Below are 15936 nucleotides of genomic sequence, written 5' to 3'. Positions count from 1 at the left end.
TTAATGAAAAAAAATGATTTTATAAAAAAAGACAGCCTTGATGACTGTCTTTTTATCTATTATAAATAAATCCCGAAATACCATGTCCAGGCGATTAATATAATCTGCATGGGAATCCTTTGATTGTAAAGGTATTTCATGCCCGGACCGGTGTAATCGGCTTTAAAAATATTAATCTTTTTTTGGGAAGAATTGATATTGGCTATAAAGACCAACACATAAAAAATAATGAGCAAAATAGCCGTAAGTTCCCGAATAGCCGGAATCATAAGTCCTACTCCCGCAGCAATTTCTATTACTCCCGTAAAATATACCCAGAACATTTTGGCAGGCATGAAATCCGGAATCATCATGGCCATTCCTTTCTGAAATTTAAAATGAGAGAAACCTGTAAATAGGATGAAAACAGCCATTCCCAGATTTCCTGAAAATATAAAATCCGGCTTTCCCTGAAATAGAAAAGTTCCCAGCAAGGCCAGTATAAATGTTGCAAAAAGTATGACGAGTAATTTCATTTTTTAGGTATTAGGTAGCAGGTAGCAGTTCTAAACTTTAAACTTTAAACTTTAAACTTTGAACCTTGAATTTTAAACTTTAAATTTTGAATTCTTTACACAGAGTCAAGGCTTATCCCTTCTGCAAGGCTTTTTACGACCATTAATCCTTTCGTAAATCCTGTATTGAGATGATCTTGCCATTCTTTTTCAACCTGAACTTCCGTGTGGAGTTTTGTTTTTCCATCGAAATCTATCAGGAAATATTTTTCAAAGCTGCCACTCCATTCCATTACTTCTTTACTTTGGGTGTCTTCATTGCCGTCTTTATCTACCATTCCCAGATGTTTGAATACAATCTGATTAGGTTCTTCCAGACTGTCTATGGTTGAAACCATTCCTTCTCCTTCTGCATTCAGAAAATAGGTTTTACCTCCTACTTTCCAGTCGGATTTCATGACAGATCCAGGACCGAAATACTTGGTCCATTCACTATATGTTTCAGGATTCCAAAGGATGTCCCAGACTTTCTGCATGGGAGCATCAATTACTGTTTCGTATGATAAAGTTTCCATTTTTTATTTTTTTTAGTGGTCATTGCGAGCAAAGCGAAGTAGTCTCAAAGCTCAAATGATTTTTCCTTTTAATTTAAATTGAATGATTTACAACTGATTTTCCGAAAGGTGCTTCACAATCGCCATTGCTTTCGGAAATTTCTCTTCAAAGAATTCTTTGAATTCTGCGGGAGTCTGAACTTCTGTTTTCAATAAAGTACCTTCTTCATTTTCTTCAAGAAAATAAGCTTCTGTGGCTTCGCCCCAATCCTGAGGAACTTCAATACCGTCATAAATTTCTCCCAGATGCAGAAATTTTATTTCTTCATTAGGAATCACTTTTTCCACTCTGCTGTACATTCCATTATTTTTGGGATCAAGAAATTTGACGATATGATCCTCTTCAAGTGTTCCTTCATAAAAAGAACCTTCTGTAAATGCTGTTGTCCATTGTCTGTAGGTAATATCTCCCCAAAGGACACTCCACACTTTCTCTGGCTCGGCATTAATTTCTATTTCGTATGATAATTTTTCCATATATTTTTTTAGGTATTAGGTTGCATATGATTGGGTTTGATAGTCAGAGGGTATTAGGATGAGAAAATTATTGGTAATCATTTCTAACTTCTTGTTCTATCCTCCTACAAAATCACCTCCATTAATGTGTATAATTTCTCCTGTGATATAACTTGCGTCTTTGGAAGCAAGAAAAACATATGCAGGAGCAACTTCCGATGGCTGTCCCGCACGTTTCAGGGGTGTATCTTTTCCAAACGTGGAAAGATCATCAAAAGCTTCTTTTACAAGCGGTGTCCATATAGGCCCCGGTGCAATTCCATTCACCAGAATCTTTTTTTCTGCAAGATTATCAGCTAAAGAGCGGATAAACGACAGCACAGCTCCCTTGGTAGATGCATAGTCAATTAAATGATCACTTCCACGATACGCCGTGACAGAGGTTGTACAGATGATCTTTCCTCCTTTTCCAATAAGCGGAAGAAAATTTCTGGTGAAAGAAATCATAGAGATGATATTGGCATCAAATGTTTCCTGAATCTGTTCATCAGAGATTTTCTCCAGACTGCTTTTAGAAGTATGAATACCTGCATTATTGACAAGAATATCAAGCTTTTTCCAGATAGTTTTAATCTTATCTGCACATTTTGTTCTGAAAGCTTTTCTTGTAAGATCTCCTTTAATCATAAGGCACTTCTGCCCTTCTTTTTCAACCAGTCTTTTGGTTTCTTTGGCATCATCATAACTTTCTTTATAAATGATGGCAATATCTGCTCCTTCTCTTGCAAAATGAACGGCAACAGCCTGTCCTATGCCACTATCTCCTCCGGAAATAACTGCTTTTTTACCCTGAAGCTTCCGGCTACCGCGATAATCATTCCGGATAATTTCCGGAAACAGCCCTTCTTTAGGCACTTTTGATTTAGAGTCTGATTTGTTCTGTGTCTTCATAAGCAAATCTTTTTCTCTAAACCACATCAAACAATACGCCGAACTGATTTAAGAATTATAAGCGTCTTCCAGATCCTGTATAATAATTTTCTGCATTTTCATCATTGCCTGAACTACTTTATAGGCTTTTTCACGATCAGCATCATTCATTAACTGAATGAGTCTTTTAGGCACAATCTGCCAGCTCATTCCGTATTTATCTTTCAGCCAGCCGCACATACTTTCCCGGCCTCCGTCTGCTGTAAAAGTATTCCAGTAGTGATCGGTCTGCTGCTGATCATCTGTCATTACCACCAATGAAATTCCTTCATTAAAATCAAACTGATGATCGTAAGAATTATCCATACAGAACAGACTGTAATTGTCAATCACAAAATGAGCATGCTGCACATTGTCTGCAGGCTCCGGGCTGTCATGACCTTCGCTCCCTGCCCCATAGGTCAATATATTTCCTATGTTTGAGTTTGGAAAGGTCTTCGTATAAAGCTCCATCGCTTCTTTTGCTTTTCCATTATTCTGATGGATAAACATTAAAGTAGGAATTATTTTCTGCTCGCTTGTCTTTTCACCTAAAAACAGTTGCCATGTTACGCCGTATTTATCCTGCACCCATCCGTATTTTGGGCTCCAGGAGTAAGATCCCAGTTCCATTAAAGCCATGCCGCCTTCCAATAACTGGTCCCAATATTTTTGAACTTCATCTTCGGTTTCACAGATTACCATGAAAGAGATGGATGCATTTTTTGGAATTGCGGACCTCCGTTCAAGAGCATCAGTCTTTGCCCAAACAAATCAATATTCATCACCACAGGAGTATCTGCTGTAATTTCGCCTCCAAAAACGTTACAGTAAAACTCTGCAGACTGTTTGGCATCTCCGTCATACCAGAGACATGGAAAAATATCGTTATTCATAATTTTAAATTTTAACAGGGGATTGATTTATTTTATTTTTTCTGTTTCAGATTAAGTTGATTTTACAGATTTTTTTGACAGGGTTTCATAATAGCAAAAGTGATATTATGCCTATGCATTTAAATGACACTGCTCATTTTATGGCAATGACACTGTAAAATTTTAAGTTGTATATTTATTTTATGCTTCTTTAAAGCACATTTGATTTTCTTTCATGTAATTTTTCAGTTTCATCATCGTATTTTTACCGAAACCATGAAGCTGCATGATTTCTTTTTCAGAATAATCTGAAAGTTTTTCCAAAGAATTTATTTTTTCTTTTTCTAAAGCTTTTCTTGCACGCATTGCAATAACTCCATGAAGAAATTCTTCTGCAGAGTCATAATTAAAAGCATACATAGAATTTAAACTCTTTGACATGATAACTAGATTGATCATGGCTACAAAAAATATTGTTAATGATTCTCAACATATTTGTGGAAATTATTCAAAATAGCATACCAGCCATCCCGCTGCATTTCCACGGAATTTTGTTTTTCCGGATCGAAAATTTCAATAACTTTCGTTGTATTTTCGTCTATTTTGTCGAAAACAATTTCTACTTTCCTTCCGTCCTCCATATGGTATTTGATGATCTCATGAGGGATAATTTCATCATATATTCCTTCAAAATCGAATCCGAAACTCTTGTCTCTGGCTTCCATTCTGTTTTTGAATCTGCCTCCTACCTTCAGGTTATTTTCAGAACTAGGACATTGCCAGCTTTCGTGGGCGAAATTCCATTTCGTGATGTGTTTAGGCTCATTGAAATAATTCCAAACCTTTTCAACCGGAGCTAAAATTGTAATGTCTATTTTAATTGGATCCATAGTTCTATTTTTTTAAGTTTGAATAAAGAGCTGCCCAAAAATGAGCACCTCTTTATTATCATTAGTTAAATATAAGATTATTTTGCATATTCTTCATTATAGTTCACCATCCAATGAACACCATATTTGTCCTGAAAGCAGCCAAAATAGTCTCCCCAGAATTGGTCTTCAATTGGCATTTCTACATTTCCTCCATCAGAAAGCTCTTTAAAAATTCTGTCTGCTTCACTTCTGGAATCAGGGAAAATAGACACATAATTGTTGTTTCCTACGGTAAGAGTCTGCCCAAATCCGGGTACAATATCAGATGCCATTAGAAGATCTCCTCCAACAGGCAAGGCAATATGCATTACTCTGTTTTTTTCTTCTTCTGAAAGGTTTTCAGTACCTGGAGCATTACCCATTTTATGAATTCCTCCAACGAATTCACCACCGAAAACAGTTTTGTAAAAATTGAACGCTTCTTCAGCTGTTCCATCAAAATTTAGATACGGATTTAATTTTGCCATGATTTTTAATTTTAAAGTTATTATTATAAGATATAGTTTCTACTGTGGAGCCATTAAGGATTAATTAATTTACTATGAATAAAAATGCTTAATCGTTTAAGAATTTTTCTACTTCTCTGATGGTAAAGTCTATTAAGTTGACATCCATACTTCCATCAAAGTCAGGCATCATATAAGTGCCGTGAGTAGCAGGAAGAATCATTAATCGTGAATCTTTTACCAGTCGCCACATTGCTGCGGTATGCTCCGGTTTCATCACATCCTGATCTCCACTGATGAATAATGTGGGTGATTGGATAGAAGCCAGCACCTCATCATCCCAGTCTTCAAATGTCTGCATCCTTGTACAGTCTTTCTCAAAAAGATTTTCCAGTTTTGAAAAATCAGGATTGAGATTTAAAAAATTGATTTTGAAAGGTTCCGGCATTGAATCGAAAGTAGCTTCCTGCATTCCTTCGAAAAAGCCTTCTATCATTCCGTTTTTTTATAAAATGCTGAGGCTACAATCAGTTTTTCAACGATTCCGGGATGGCGGTGTCCAATCTGCATTACGGTACTTCCACCGTTGCTGAATCCCCAGAACGAAGCTTTATTGATATTTAATTCTTTTAAAAGCCCTGCAACATCGTCTGCATCCTGTTCAAATGTTTCAGGAATATTACGGTGTTCGCTACGTCCGTGATTTTGGAGATCAACTCCTATAAGCTGGAATTTTCCTTCCAGTCTTGTAATGACCTCTTTAAAATCGTAAAGAATGGAAGATCCCCCACCATGAATCAAAATCAAAGGTTTTCCTGATCCATAGATCTCATAATACAATTGGATTCCGTTGACTTTTTTATAGCCTGTTTCTACTGGATTCATTATTAATATTTAAGATTTTCATCCACATCATATTTCATTCCCGGATAATTCAGAATTCTTCGCATTAAGCCAATTTGTCCGCATAAATAATCTTCACGGCCAATACACATTCCGACAAAATTGAGTTTTGTTTCTTTAATGAAAGGGATATTCATTCCTATTTCAAATATTTCATCCAGCTCTTCATCGGTTACTTCATGAAGTTTTTGATATACTTTAGCAGAAATTGAGTGAAAATTTTCTTTCAATTCGGTCAGCGTTGGATATTTAAAGCTTTCATCCAGTGCTTTTCCCTGAAAGAATAAATCGCTGTAAGGATCTTCTGCCCGAAGTCCAAGCACCCAGCCCAAGCCATAGCGCATGTTGACAAAGTTTCCTGCCATCCATACGATGTGATTGGTTTTATTTTCAATTCTTTTCAAAGCATCTTCTTCCGAAATGCCATCCAAAACATTCATAAAGCTCTGGGAATGCATTCTGTAAGCCGGAATAACGAGTTCCATTTTTTTTGATTTTGGTGTGTCCATTTTTAATTAGAGATTAAAAGTTCGAAATTAAAGGTTAATAGGTGGGAGAAACGCAAGGGCGCTAAGGATTTTACAAACTATACGTTTTTAAGGAGCGAGAATTTTATCTTCGATAAAATTTCACTAATCTAAAAATAGCACGCTATTTGATAGCTCCCGGTTTTCCTAAGATTCTTCGGAGATAACCTAACTGTCCGCTGTGATAAATTTCATGAAGACTTAGTGTTGATATATCTTTGATCATTTCAGGTTGAAAATTCTTAAGAGTATTAAGTTGGGTTTCCAGTTTGTCCTGAGATTGTTTCAGATAAGATTTTAAATCTTCAAAGTTGACTAATTCATCTTTCCGGTTCAAAGGATTTTCCCCTCTGTTGTAGAATGAAAATTTTTCGCTGTCCCAAACAGATTCTTCTCCTAAAATATTCAATAAGGGATTTCTGATGTAGATCAAATGTCCAAGAATCCAGTTCATACAATTAGCTTCCCCATTAGGAAAAACCATAGATTCTTCATGGGTAATTCCTTCAATATTCGAAGTAGCCACATAATAGGTACCAGCTACCTGATTTTTTATGATTTCTATCTCGTTTGATTGTGTTTCCATGGGAGATGTTTTTGTGTGATAATAACTATTCTGCAGGCATTTGAGACATGTCGGCAAAAGTAATATTCCAGCCATGTCCATCCAGATCCCAGAAAGAATTCTGATACATCCATCCGTAATCCTGAGGCTCTTCATGCTGCCACGCTCCGTTCTCTACGGCAGTATTCACTATTTTATCTACTTCTTCACGACTGTTTAAGCCAACCGCTACAAGTACCTGGCTGGTATTTTCTTTGGCAACAGGTTTATTGGTGAAGGTCATAAAATAATCTTCCTGCAAAAACATGACATAGCTTGTATCATTCAAAGCAACACAAGCCGCTTTATCATCTGAGAATTGTTCATTAATTGAAAAACCTACCTTCGTCCAGAAGTCTTTTGTTTTCTGTACATCTTTTACCGGAAGGTTCACATAAATTTGATTGATTTTCATTTTCTGTAATTTTAGTGTTAATTTCTTATCCAAAATTACCTAGGTGTAATGAAAATCAACTTGTCATAGGGCAAGATTTAATTTTTCTTGGGATGGGAAACGATTTCCTTACGAATACGGCTCAAAGAAGTGTCTGTAATGCCCAGATAGGAAGCAATCTGTTTTAGAGGAGCAAATTGTATGACTTTAGATTTTTGTTCCAGCAGATTGAGATATCTTTTGGTTGCTGAAAGGGTGAACATTTCCACAGATCTCTGTTTATAGGCAAAAAGTTCCTTAGACATCCATAATCTACCCCATTCTCTGAGATTTGGAATTTTGTGGAACAGTTCCTGAAAAGTGTCATAATCTAATCTCCAGCATTCACAGTCTGTAATACAAACGATATTTTCCTGAGAGGGAACTCTTTGAAACATAGATAAAACCTCAATAATCACTTCGTTTTCCGTGAAAAAATGCGTGGTTACTTCATTTCCGTTGAAATCATTAACGTAGGAACGTGCTAATCCGCTTTCAAGAATATAATATTCATTGGCTGTTTTTCCTTCTTCAAGAATAAAATCACCTTTCTGGAAGGATCTTTTTTCGTGAGCCTGAAATATTTCAGCAAGCTCTTCGGGGAAAAAGAAGGGAAAATCGTAACATATTTCAAGGGCTTGGTTCGTCATTTGGTCAATTTTTTAAGTTTTTAAAAATAAAATTTTTAATTGAATTAATGATAAAAACATTAAACAAAGAATATAATACCTTTATAAAAAGTCATGTATTACACTACAACAAATATTATTTTAAAACCAATTATATTAAACAGTTATTTAAAACCACCCCGTCAAAAATTCTTTGAATTTTCGCCACCCCTCCAGAGGATGGGAATAATAAAACATTTATCTGATGGCAAGAGAAATGCGCAGCTTTTGTTTTAAAATAGGGAAAGCTGTATTGGTTTTGGAGGATTATTGGGTTTCTGGGCATCTCCAAATACAGTTTTTCCGCCAAAACGCCAGGAATTTTGTCTTTCTTCTTCAATGACCTGCTGAATATCAAAATCCGGTGTAAAGTCTTTTTCTGCTTCAGTGACAATCTGGTGAAGCTTGTTTAAAGAATTCAGCTTATCAGAATTTCCCAATTTGGACTTTTCAATCCCTCTTCTGAGAATGCTGATACTTTCGTCATACGTATTAATCGGAACCGGAAAAGGATGTCCATCTTTACCGCCATGAGCAAAGGAAAATCTTGCCGGATCAGCAAATCTTGAAGGCGCACCATGAATCACTTCGCTTACCAAAGCCAATGACTGCATGGTTCTTGGCCCTACTCCTTCCAGCATCAGCAAGTCTTCAAAGTTCTGAGGCTGCTGTTCTCTGGTAACATACAGAAGTGCTCCAAGACGTTTCAGATCCACGTCAGAAGCCTGAACATCATGATGGGCAGGAAGAATCAGCCTTGCAAAATCTTTCATCACTTCTGCTGAATCAGTATGGGAAATATCCAGAATTCCTTTTCTGTTTTCAGAAGCTTCGGTATCCGTAAGGTTAAGAATCTTTCCTCTTGAAATCCCATTAATTCCTGTGTGAGGTTTTTCTACAAATGAGGTGATGTTTTCGGAATGCCAGTGATATCGTCTTGCTGTACCGTCGGATTCATGCATTCCCTGCTGAATAACGCTCCAGTTTCCATTGTCGGAAAGGATGAAATTGTGCAAATATAGCTGATAACCATCCTGAATCGCAGTGTTATCTACTTTTGCAGAAAGTTTGCTGGCTCTTACCAACTCAGTTCCATTCAGTCCAGTTTTATCTGCAATTCTGATTAACTCTGATGGGGTCTCTCGTGAAAATTTTCCTTTTCCACCACAGATATAAAGTCCCAACGATTGAGAATTAGGATTAATAGAACGTTTCAAAGCACCCATAACGGAAGTGGTAATTCCTGAAGAATGCCAGTCCATTCCCATCATCGCTCCAAAACTTTGAAACCAGAACGGATCTGCCAATCGGCGCAATACTTCATCTTTACCGTAATCCATCAGAATGACTTCAATAATGGATAACCCAAGAACAGACATACGCTCATACAGCCATGGCGGTACTTTTCCATAGTGAAGAGGTAAATCTGCGGTTCCTGAACGTTTCATTCTATTTTTAAAATGTAAAGGTAAGTTTTATTCATCTTACTATTTAATGATCCGGATCATTAATTCTGTCATTAAATCCTCAACTATTGAATAAGACTTGTAAAAGAGAAGTTGACATCCCGCATTTCCAGTTCATTTTTGCTGGATTCAAATTGTGCTTCTTTGGCATATATAAACATTTCTTTTTCGTAAGTCTCAATGGCTTCGGATAGCGTTAGGCATTTTCCTTCCGTCAGGTTTTCTGATAAAATTAAAGCATCCAGCAATCCGCTGTTTACACCCTGTCCTGCAAATGGAGGCATCAGATGTGCTGCATCACCAATCAATGTTACGGGTAAAGGACGGTTATTTTTCCAGGGTTTATCTAATGGAATTTTTCTTGTTGGTAACCCTACAAAAAAGGAAGTTGAGTCAAATAGCTGTTGATAAAGCTCACTCCATGAAGAGAATCTTTCAGAAAGGAATTGACGAATCTGTTCTGTATTTTTAAAATCCAAGATACGGCCGTCTTTCCATTCTTCAGGTTTTTTGAATATAACTCCATACGTCAAAGCACCATTATTATAAGGATTGGCAACCAATAAATTACCTTCAAAAGCTGCCATTGGCCTTTTCCCATCACACCAGTTGAAAAATTCAGGACAAATTTTTTCAGGCTGAGGAATATCTCCCTGAATGATAAAGGTTCCCGTTTCTTCTACTTCGGCTTCCGTTACGTATTTTCTTACTTTGGACATTCCACCATTAGCACCGATAACAAGATCAGCTGTAACATCAGGTTTGTTTTTAAAATGAAGCCGCCACTGGCCATCATTATCTTCCATTCCTGTATAATTCATATCCCAGATTACGGTATCATCGGCCAAACTGCCAAGCAGCATTTCTCTCAAATGATTTCTGTTGATTTCAGGGTTGTCAAATTGATTTTCAGGTGTGATTTCTTTCGTAAAAAGAATATTTCCCTGCTCATCAGCAATTTTGATTCCCATAGGTAAAGCTTTAGCGTAATATTGATCCAGCAAACCCGTCTTTTTCATTGCTTTCTGTCCTGATTCCTTATGAAGATCCAATGTACCACCCCAGACTCTGGTCTGCGCATTCAGATCTCTTTCATAAACATTGACTTCAACACCTTTCTGTTGTAATAAAACAGCCATCGTTAAACCCACGGGTCCTGCGCCAATAATGGCTACTTTTTTATGATTCAGTACCATAATCTTTAATGTATTTATTATGATACAAAATTCCGGAATGCAGTTGTGTTATGCTTGTACAAATGCGACAAAATCATTGCTTAAGGCCCGCTTTCTTTTTTTGGCTTCCCGTGCAAAAACAGCAGGTGTTGTACCGCTGTACCGTTTAAACTCTCTGCTTAAATGGGATTGGTCTGTATATCCAAATTCCTGTGCAAGTTCAGCAATGGAAGCTTCAGGAGTATTCCACAGACGGTTTCTTATTTGCTCAAAACGCATAATCCCGGATATATCTTTTACCGTGTGACCGGAAGACTGCTTAAATTTTCTTTCTAATGTTCTTACAGTCGTATGCGCTGAATCCGCCACCTGATGGACAGGGATGGTTCCTTTATTCTTTCTCATGGCAGCTCCGGCTTTGGCAAGGAGACTGTCTGTTGTAATATGTGAATGTAATTTCAGGAAATATTGTTCTACCTGAAAGATCGCTTCCTGTATTTTTCCTTGAATAATCAAATCAGTCAATCCAGATTGAAGCTCTGCCAGAGGATGCTCCAATATGTGAACCCCATTTTTTGTTTTTTCGGAGGAAAGCCCCAGTAGGTCAAAAACAGCCCATGGAAAACATCTGATTCCGATAATTTCCAGTTGATTTTGAGCATGAAAAACGGCAGGCTGATTGAGCAGTCCCATGATAAACGGAGAAGGTAAAGCCTGTACAATTCCCTGATGAGAAATGCTGCACCCGCTTCCAAAATGAAAAATGATTTCTGCATACCCATCCGGAAGCACTGTCAATTCAGACAATTCCTCTTTATAATTCCTTCTGTTGTACCAAAAGCATTTGATGGTATCTTTTAGTTCTTCCGGAACTTCAAACTCCTGATGTATATTAGAAAACATACTTTTATCAATCGTGAGAATACAGTTTCAGATCTTTATGTTTTGCTTCGTCATATTCTTCTTCGAAGGTGATTTTATTTCCAAAAGGATCAATCACAGTAAAGGATACAGCTCCATAAAAGGTTTTTTCAAGTCCGGGACGGTTGTATTTATATTTTTTATCAATCAATTCTTGATGATATTCAGGAACACCTTCCCCCCATACAGAAACTCTTGTTCCTGGTGTTCCATCTCCGTGATGTTCGCTTAAGTGAAAAATGATATTTTCTCTTTTCACCTCCATATAAACAGGGGTGTTTTCTTCAAAATAATGTTCCCATACGATCTCAAATCCCAGCCAGTCTACATAAAATTCTTTTGTCTTCTGATAATCGAAGATTCTTAATACGGGAATAATTCTATCTGCTTTCATTGTACTTGTATTTATTGGTGAGACAGTATATTGATCAGTTTCTGAAATGGATCTTTAACGAAAAATCTGCGGACTCCCCAGTCTTCATTGGTGAGCTTGTAAATGATTTCAAAGCCTGCATTTTTCATTTTGTCATAGACCTCATCTACATTATCTACTTCAATAGAAAGATCAGGAACTTCAGTACCATTTCCTCCTTCTTCTGCAAAGCTGATCTGAATTTTTGCTTCTTCATCATTACCCAGCGTTTTGATCCAGCCATGATCCATCAAGACATCCAGTTCTAAAATATCCTGATAAAAATGATTCGCTTTGGAAAGATCATTTGTTTTAATATTGGCTACGATTCTTTTTATCATTTATTAGTTTTATGTTCAAAAAAAGCCTTGCAAAAATGATTCACAAGGCTTCTTTACAAAAATTATTTTATTATTTTAATGCGGCAAGAGCTGCATCGTAATTAGGTTCATTAGCAATTTCCTGAACCTGCTCAGTGTAAACTACTTTGTTGTTTTCGTCTGTAACGATCACGGCACGGCTCAATAGACCTTTCAAAGGTGAATCTGTGATAGTCACTTCATAATCATCTCCGAAATTACTTCTGAAATCTGAAAGTGTTTCCACATTATTCAGTCCTTCAGCTGCACAAAATCTTCCTAACGCGAAAGGAAGATCTTTAGAAACATTGATTATCACTGTATTATCAAGTTTGGATGCCTCTTCATTGAATTTTCTGGAAGAAGCAGCACAAGTAGGTGTATCAATGCTTGGGAAAATATTGAATACTTTTTTCTTACCTGCAAAAGTTTCAAGCGTTTTTACTGCTAATCCTGAATCTACCAGTGCAAAGTCTTTTACAGTGGTTCCTACAGAGGGTAATGTTCCTATTGTATGTACTTCGCTTCCTTTTAAAGTGATTGTCGTCGACATAATATTTATTTTTTAAGTTTTTCAAATTTAATCAAAAAAGAAAATTTTCCCAGTTTTATTATGGTTAAATTAATCTTAAAGTGAAAATAAAATTCTTAATTCTGATAATCAGTTTTCCCAACAAAAATTTTTACATATCACCCATCTGAAAAAATGAAGATTTCTATAAAAAAACTCCAGTACATGAAAATTATAAAATCGTTTTTAAAATAATTGTAAACTTAATCAGAGTATAAATTGTACAGAGATGAAATTAAAGAGCCAAAAGTCTCTTTTTTTATGGAAATATCTCAAATAAAACAATGATATTTACTAAATTTGTGGGACTTAAAATTTCAAATAAAAAATAACAGTATAATGTCAGAAAAATCAAAAATCTATTACACACTTACTGATGAAGCTCCAATGCTGGCTACTCACTCGTTTTTACCTATTGTAAAAGCTTTCACAAAATCAGCAAATATCGAAATCGCCGTTCCGGATATTTCTTTGGCAGGAAGAATTTTAGCTAACTTCCCTGAGTTTTTAAAAGACGACCAGAAAATTGGTGATGCTTTGGCAGAACTGGGAGAATTGGCAACACAGCCTGATGCTAACATCATTAAGTTACCTAACATTTCTGCTTCTGTACCTCAATTGGATGCGGCGATTGCTGAACTACAAGGTAAAGGTTTCGCAGTTCCAAACTATCCTGCAGAGCCTAAAAATGACGATGAAAAAGCAATCAAAGCTAAATATGCGAAAGTATTAGGAAGTGCTGTAAACCCTGTATTAAGAGAAGGAAACTCTGACAGACGTGCTCCAAAAGCTGTTAAAAACTATGCTAAAGCAAACCCTCACAGAATGGGTGACTGGGCATCTGACAGCAAAACTGACGTAGCTCATATGAACAACGGTGATTTCTACGGTACAGAAACTTCTACAACTTTGGAAAACGCTACAAAATACAAAATTGTATTCAAAGGAAATGACGGTTCTGAATCTGTATTAAAAGATTTCGCAGGTCTTCAGGCTGGAGAAGTAATTGATTCTTCTGTAATGAACCTAAATGCATTAAAAGCATTCGTTCAGGAAGCTATCGAGGAAGCTAAGAAAAGAAATGTACTTCTTTCTGCTCACCTTAAAGCAACGATGATGAAAATCTCTGACCCAATCATTTTCGGGGCTATCGTTGAGACTTTCTTCAAAGAAGTATTTACTAAATATGCTGAGACTTTCAAGTCTTTAGACATCAATCCAAATAACGGGCTTGCTGATCTTTTTGATAAAATCAAAGGAAATGCTCAGGAAGCTGACATCAAAGCTGATATTGAAGCGGCTTTAGCAAACGGACCTAGAGTAGCAATGGTAAACTCTGACAAGGGAATTACTAACTTCCACGTACCTTCTGATATTATCGTTGACGCATCTATGGCTGCTCTTGTAAGAGGTGGAGGTAAAATGTGGAACAAAGACGGAAACGAAGAAGATACAGTTTGTATCATTCCGGACCGTTCTTATGCAGGTTTCTATCAGTCTGTTATTGACGATATGAAAGCGCACGGAAAATTAGACCCTACAACAATGGGATCTGTTCCAAATGTAGGTTTAATGGCTCAAAAGGCTGAAGAATATGGTTCTCACGATAAAACTTTCCAGTTAGCTGCTGAAGGAACTGTAGAGGTTCAGGACGAAGCTGGAAATGTTCTTCTTTCTCAGAAAGTAGAAAAAGATGATATCTTCAGAATGTGTCAGACTAAAGATGCTCCTATCCAGGACTGGGTAAAATTAGCAGTAAACAGATCAAGATTATCTGATACTCCTGCGATCTTCTGGTTAGATAAAGGAAGAGCTCACGACAGAGAAATCATCAAAAAAGTAGAGAAATATCTTGCTGATCATGATACAACAGGTCTTGACATCAGAATCCTTGATGTAAAAGATGCAATGACTGAAACTCTTAAGAGAGCAAGAGAAGGTAAAGATACAATCTCTGTTTCAGGAAACGTATTGAGAGATTACTTAACAGATCTTTTCCCAATCCTTGAGCTTGGTACTTCTGCAAAAATGCTTTCTATTGTTCCATTAATGAACGGTGGTGGTTTATTTGAAACGGGTGCCGGAGGTTCTGCTCCAAAACACGTTGAGCAGTTCTTAGAAGAAGGATATTTAAGATGGGATTCTCTAGGTGAATTCTTGGCACTTCAGGCTTCTTTAGAGCACTTAGCGCAAACTCAGGGGAATACAAAATCTCAGGTTCTAGCTGATGCATTGGATGAAGCAAATGCTAAATTCTTAGCTACAGATAAGTCTCCTGCAAGAAAAGTAGGTCAGATTGATAACAGAGGTTCTCACTTCTATTTAGCAATGTACTGGGCTGAAGCGTTAGCTAACCAGACTACTGATGCTGAATTGGCAGCTAAGTTTGCTCCTATTGCTCAGGCAATGCAGGAAAACGAAGAAGTAATTAATGCTGAATTAATTGGTGCTCAGGGTAAACCTCAAAACATTGAAGGATACTACAAAACTGACACGTATAAAACGTATGCAGCAATGAGACCTAGTACTGTTTTAAATGAAATCATTGACGGAATTTAATTGTTCGTTTTGATATAAATGAAAGCTCCTTTTTTAAGGGGCTTTTTTGTAGATACAATCGGCGTAGTAAACCACCCCGTCAAAAATTCTTTGAATTTTTGACACCCCTCCAGAGGAGGGGAATTTAGCCCATAATTACTCATACAGGTCGGCACATCCCTAATCCCTGCAACCTAACATCTGCCATCTCTCGCCTATCTATCCTCTACAATCACTCTTCTATGCTCCCTACCCCAGTGGATCATTTCCATAATGATGTTTCCAAAAGTGCGACAATATTCTGTGGGTTCGTATTCTATTAAAACTGGAGTTTCCGGGTAAACGGTGCGTTTTACCAGTTTATTCAGTTCCATATCTTTCAATTCTTTTGAAAGCATTCTGGTGGTGATTCCGGGAATACTTCGCTCAATTTCTCTGAAACGTCTATTTCCGTTACAAAGTGAGTTGATAACAGGAATGCGCCATTTTCCTCCGATGAAATAAAGGGTATCCTGCAGGGCTCTAAGTTCTTCTGTCTGATCTCTTTCCATAGTTGCAAAGTTAATTGATATC

The 15936-nt window shown here is 36.9% G+C and carries 23 protein-coding genes; 1 reads left to right on the top strand and 22 read right to left on the bottom strand.

Going from position 1 to position 15936, the window contains the following annotated elements:
• Window positions 1-59: 59 nt before the first annotated feature.
• The 21 genes from BOQ62_RS17165 to tpx all read right to left on the bottom strand — a co-directional run bounded on the left by BOQ62_RS17165 (window position 60) and on the right by tpx (window position 12807).
• Window positions 60-515: a DoxX family protein gene (locus BOQ62_RS17165; protein ID WP_129041405.1), complete on the bottom strand. Its 456-nt coding sequence runs from the start codon at window positions 513-515 to the stop codon at window positions 60-62.
• Between the two features lie 95 nt (window positions 516-610).
• A complete protein-coding gene (locus BOQ62_RS17160; RefSeq protein ID WP_129041403.1) occupies window positions 611-1069 on the bottom strand; it encodes an SRPBCC family protein in 459 nt (152 codons plus the stop codon).
• A gap of 87 nt (window positions 1070-1156) precedes the next feature.
• Window positions 1157-1585, bottom strand: coding sequence for an SRPBCC domain-containing protein (locus BOQ62_RS17155; RefSeq protein WP_129041401.1), 429 nt, complete (start codon window positions 1583-1585; stop codon window positions 1157-1159).
• A 96-nt stretch (window positions 1586-1681) separates the two neighbouring features.
• Window positions 1682-2515 carry an SDR family oxidoreductase gene (locus BOQ62_RS17150; protein WP_129041399.1) on the bottom strand — a complete coding sequence of 278 codons (834 nt, stop codon included), beginning with the start codon at window positions 2513-2515 and terminating at the stop codon, window positions 1682-1684.
• Window positions 2516-2563: 48 nt separating this feature from the next.
• Window positions 2564-3238, bottom strand: coding sequence for a VOC family protein (locus BOQ62_RS23480; RefSeq protein ID WP_317127390.1), 675 nt, complete (start codon window positions 3236-3238; stop codon window positions 2564-2566).
• Window positions 3232-3429, bottom strand: coding sequence for a VOC family protein (locus BOQ62_RS23475; protein WP_317127389.1), 198 nt, complete (start codon window positions 3427-3429; stop codon window positions 3232-3234). The genes BOQ62_RS23480 and BOQ62_RS23475 overlap by 7 nt, the downstream gene beginning before the upstream one ends.
• 180 nt (window positions 3430-3609) lie before the next feature.
• Window positions 3610-3849 carry a DNA-directed RNA polymerase subunit alpha C-terminal domain-containing protein gene (locus BOQ62_RS17140; protein WP_228414259.1) on the bottom strand — a complete coding sequence of 80 codons (240 nt, stop codon included), beginning with the start codon at window positions 3847-3849 and terminating at the stop codon, window positions 3610-3612.
• A gap of 35 nt (window positions 3850-3884) precedes the next feature.
• The gene (locus tag BOQ62_RS17135; RefSeq protein WP_129041397.1) at window positions 3885-4298 is read right to left on the bottom strand and encodes an SRPBCC family protein; all 414 of its coding nucleotides are present in this window, start codon (window positions 4296-4298) and stop codon (window positions 3885-3887) included.
• Between the two features lie 77 nt (window positions 4299-4375).
• Window positions 4376-4807, bottom strand: a complete 432-nt coding sequence (locus tag BOQ62_RS17130; RefSeq protein WP_076597946.1) for a VOC family protein — start codon at window positions 4805-4807, stop codon at window positions 4376-4378.
• Between the two features lie 88 nt (window positions 4808-4895).
• Window positions 4896-5282 carry an alpha/beta fold hydrolase gene (locus BOQ62_RS23470; RefSeq protein ID WP_228414256.1) on the bottom strand — a complete coding sequence of 129 codons (387 nt, stop codon included), beginning with the start codon at window positions 5280-5282 and terminating at the stop codon, window positions 4896-4898.
• Window positions 5279-5671, bottom strand: a complete 393-nt coding sequence (locus BOQ62_RS23465; protein ID WP_228414254.1) for an alpha/beta fold hydrolase — start codon at window positions 5669-5671, stop codon at window positions 5279-5281. Before BOQ62_RS23465 ends, BOQ62_RS23470 begins: the two co-directional genes overlap by 4 nt.
• A gap of 2 nt (window positions 5672-5673) precedes the next feature.
• Entirely contained in the window at window positions 5674-6198 is a 525-nt protein-coding gene (locus BOQ62_RS17120; RefSeq protein WP_129041395.1) for a DinB family protein, read from the bottom strand.
• 142 nt (window positions 6199-6340) lie between these two features.
• The gene (locus tag BOQ62_RS17115) at window positions 6341-6802 is read right to left on the bottom strand and encodes a hypothetical protein (RefSeq protein ID WP_129041393.1); all 462 of its coding nucleotides are present in this window, start codon (window positions 6800-6802) and stop codon (window positions 6341-6343) included.
• 25 nt (window positions 6803-6827) lie between these two features.
• Entirely contained in the window at window positions 6828-7235 is a 408-nt protein-coding gene (locus tag BOQ62_RS17110) for a VOC family protein (protein WP_129041391.1), read from the bottom strand.
• A gap of 77 nt (window positions 7236-7312) precedes the next feature.
• Window positions 7313-7903, bottom strand: coding sequence for a Crp/Fnr family transcriptional regulator (locus tag BOQ62_RS17105; protein WP_129041389.1), 591 nt, complete (start codon window positions 7901-7903; stop codon window positions 7313-7315).
• A gap of 251 nt (window positions 7904-8154) precedes the next feature.
• Complete coding sequence (locus BOQ62_RS17100; protein ID WP_129041387.1) at window positions 8155-9369, bottom strand: DUF763 domain-containing protein; 1215 nt, start codon at window positions 9367-9369, stop codon at window positions 8155-8157.
• 83 nt (window positions 9370-9452) lie between these two features.
• A complete protein-coding gene (locus tag BOQ62_RS17095; RefSeq protein WP_129041385.1) occupies window positions 9453-10583 on the bottom strand; it encodes an FAD-dependent oxidoreductase in 1131 nt (376 codons plus the stop codon).
• 48 nt (window positions 10584-10631) lie between these two features.
• Window positions 10632-11465: a helix-turn-helix domain-containing protein gene (locus BOQ62_RS17090; protein ID WP_129041383.1), complete on the bottom strand. Its 834-nt coding sequence runs from the start codon at window positions 11463-11465 to the stop codon at window positions 10632-10634.
• A 7-nt stretch (window positions 11466-11472) separates the two neighbouring features.
• Complete coding sequence (locus BOQ62_RS17085) at window positions 11473-11877, bottom strand: glyoxalase superfamily protein (protein WP_129041381.1); 405 nt, start codon at window positions 11875-11877, stop codon at window positions 11473-11475.
• A gap of 11 nt (window positions 11878-11888) precedes the next feature.
• Window positions 11889-12236, bottom strand: a complete 348-nt coding sequence (locus tag BOQ62_RS17080) for a VOC family protein (RefSeq protein WP_129041380.1) — start codon at window positions 12234-12236, stop codon at window positions 11889-11891.
• A gap of 70 nt (window positions 12237-12306) precedes the next feature.
• Window positions 12307-12807: a thiol peroxidase gene (gene tpx, locus BOQ62_RS17075; RefSeq protein ID WP_129041378.1), complete on the bottom strand. Its 501-nt coding sequence runs from the start codon at window positions 12805-12807 to the stop codon at window positions 12307-12309.
• Between the two features lie 357 nt (window positions 12808-13164).
• Between tpx and BOQ62_RS17070 the strand changes: the two genes are divergently transcribed.
• Window positions 13165-15384 carry an NADP-dependent isocitrate dehydrogenase gene (locus BOQ62_RS17070; RefSeq protein WP_129041376.1) on the top strand — a complete coding sequence of 740 codons (2220 nt, stop codon included), beginning with the start codon at window positions 13165-13167 and terminating at the stop codon, window positions 15382-15384.
• Between the two features lie 194 nt (window positions 15385-15578).
• Here the strand turns inward: BOQ62_RS17070 and BOQ62_RS17065 are convergent, their stop codons facing one another.
• Window positions 15579-15914, bottom strand: a complete 336-nt coding sequence (locus tag BOQ62_RS17065) for a winged helix-turn-helix transcriptional regulator (RefSeq protein ID WP_129041374.1) — start codon at window positions 15912-15914, stop codon at window positions 15579-15581.
• Window positions 15915-15936: the final 22 nt, after the last annotated feature.

Origin of the sequence: Chryseobacterium sp. CH21 (assembly GCF_004119445.1) — a bacterium.
In the GTDB taxonomy this organism is placed as follows: Bacteria; Bacteroidota; Bacteroidia; order Flavobacteriales; family Weeksellaceae; genus Chryseobacterium.
This window is presented reverse-complemented; position numbering and strand designations above follow the sequence as displayed.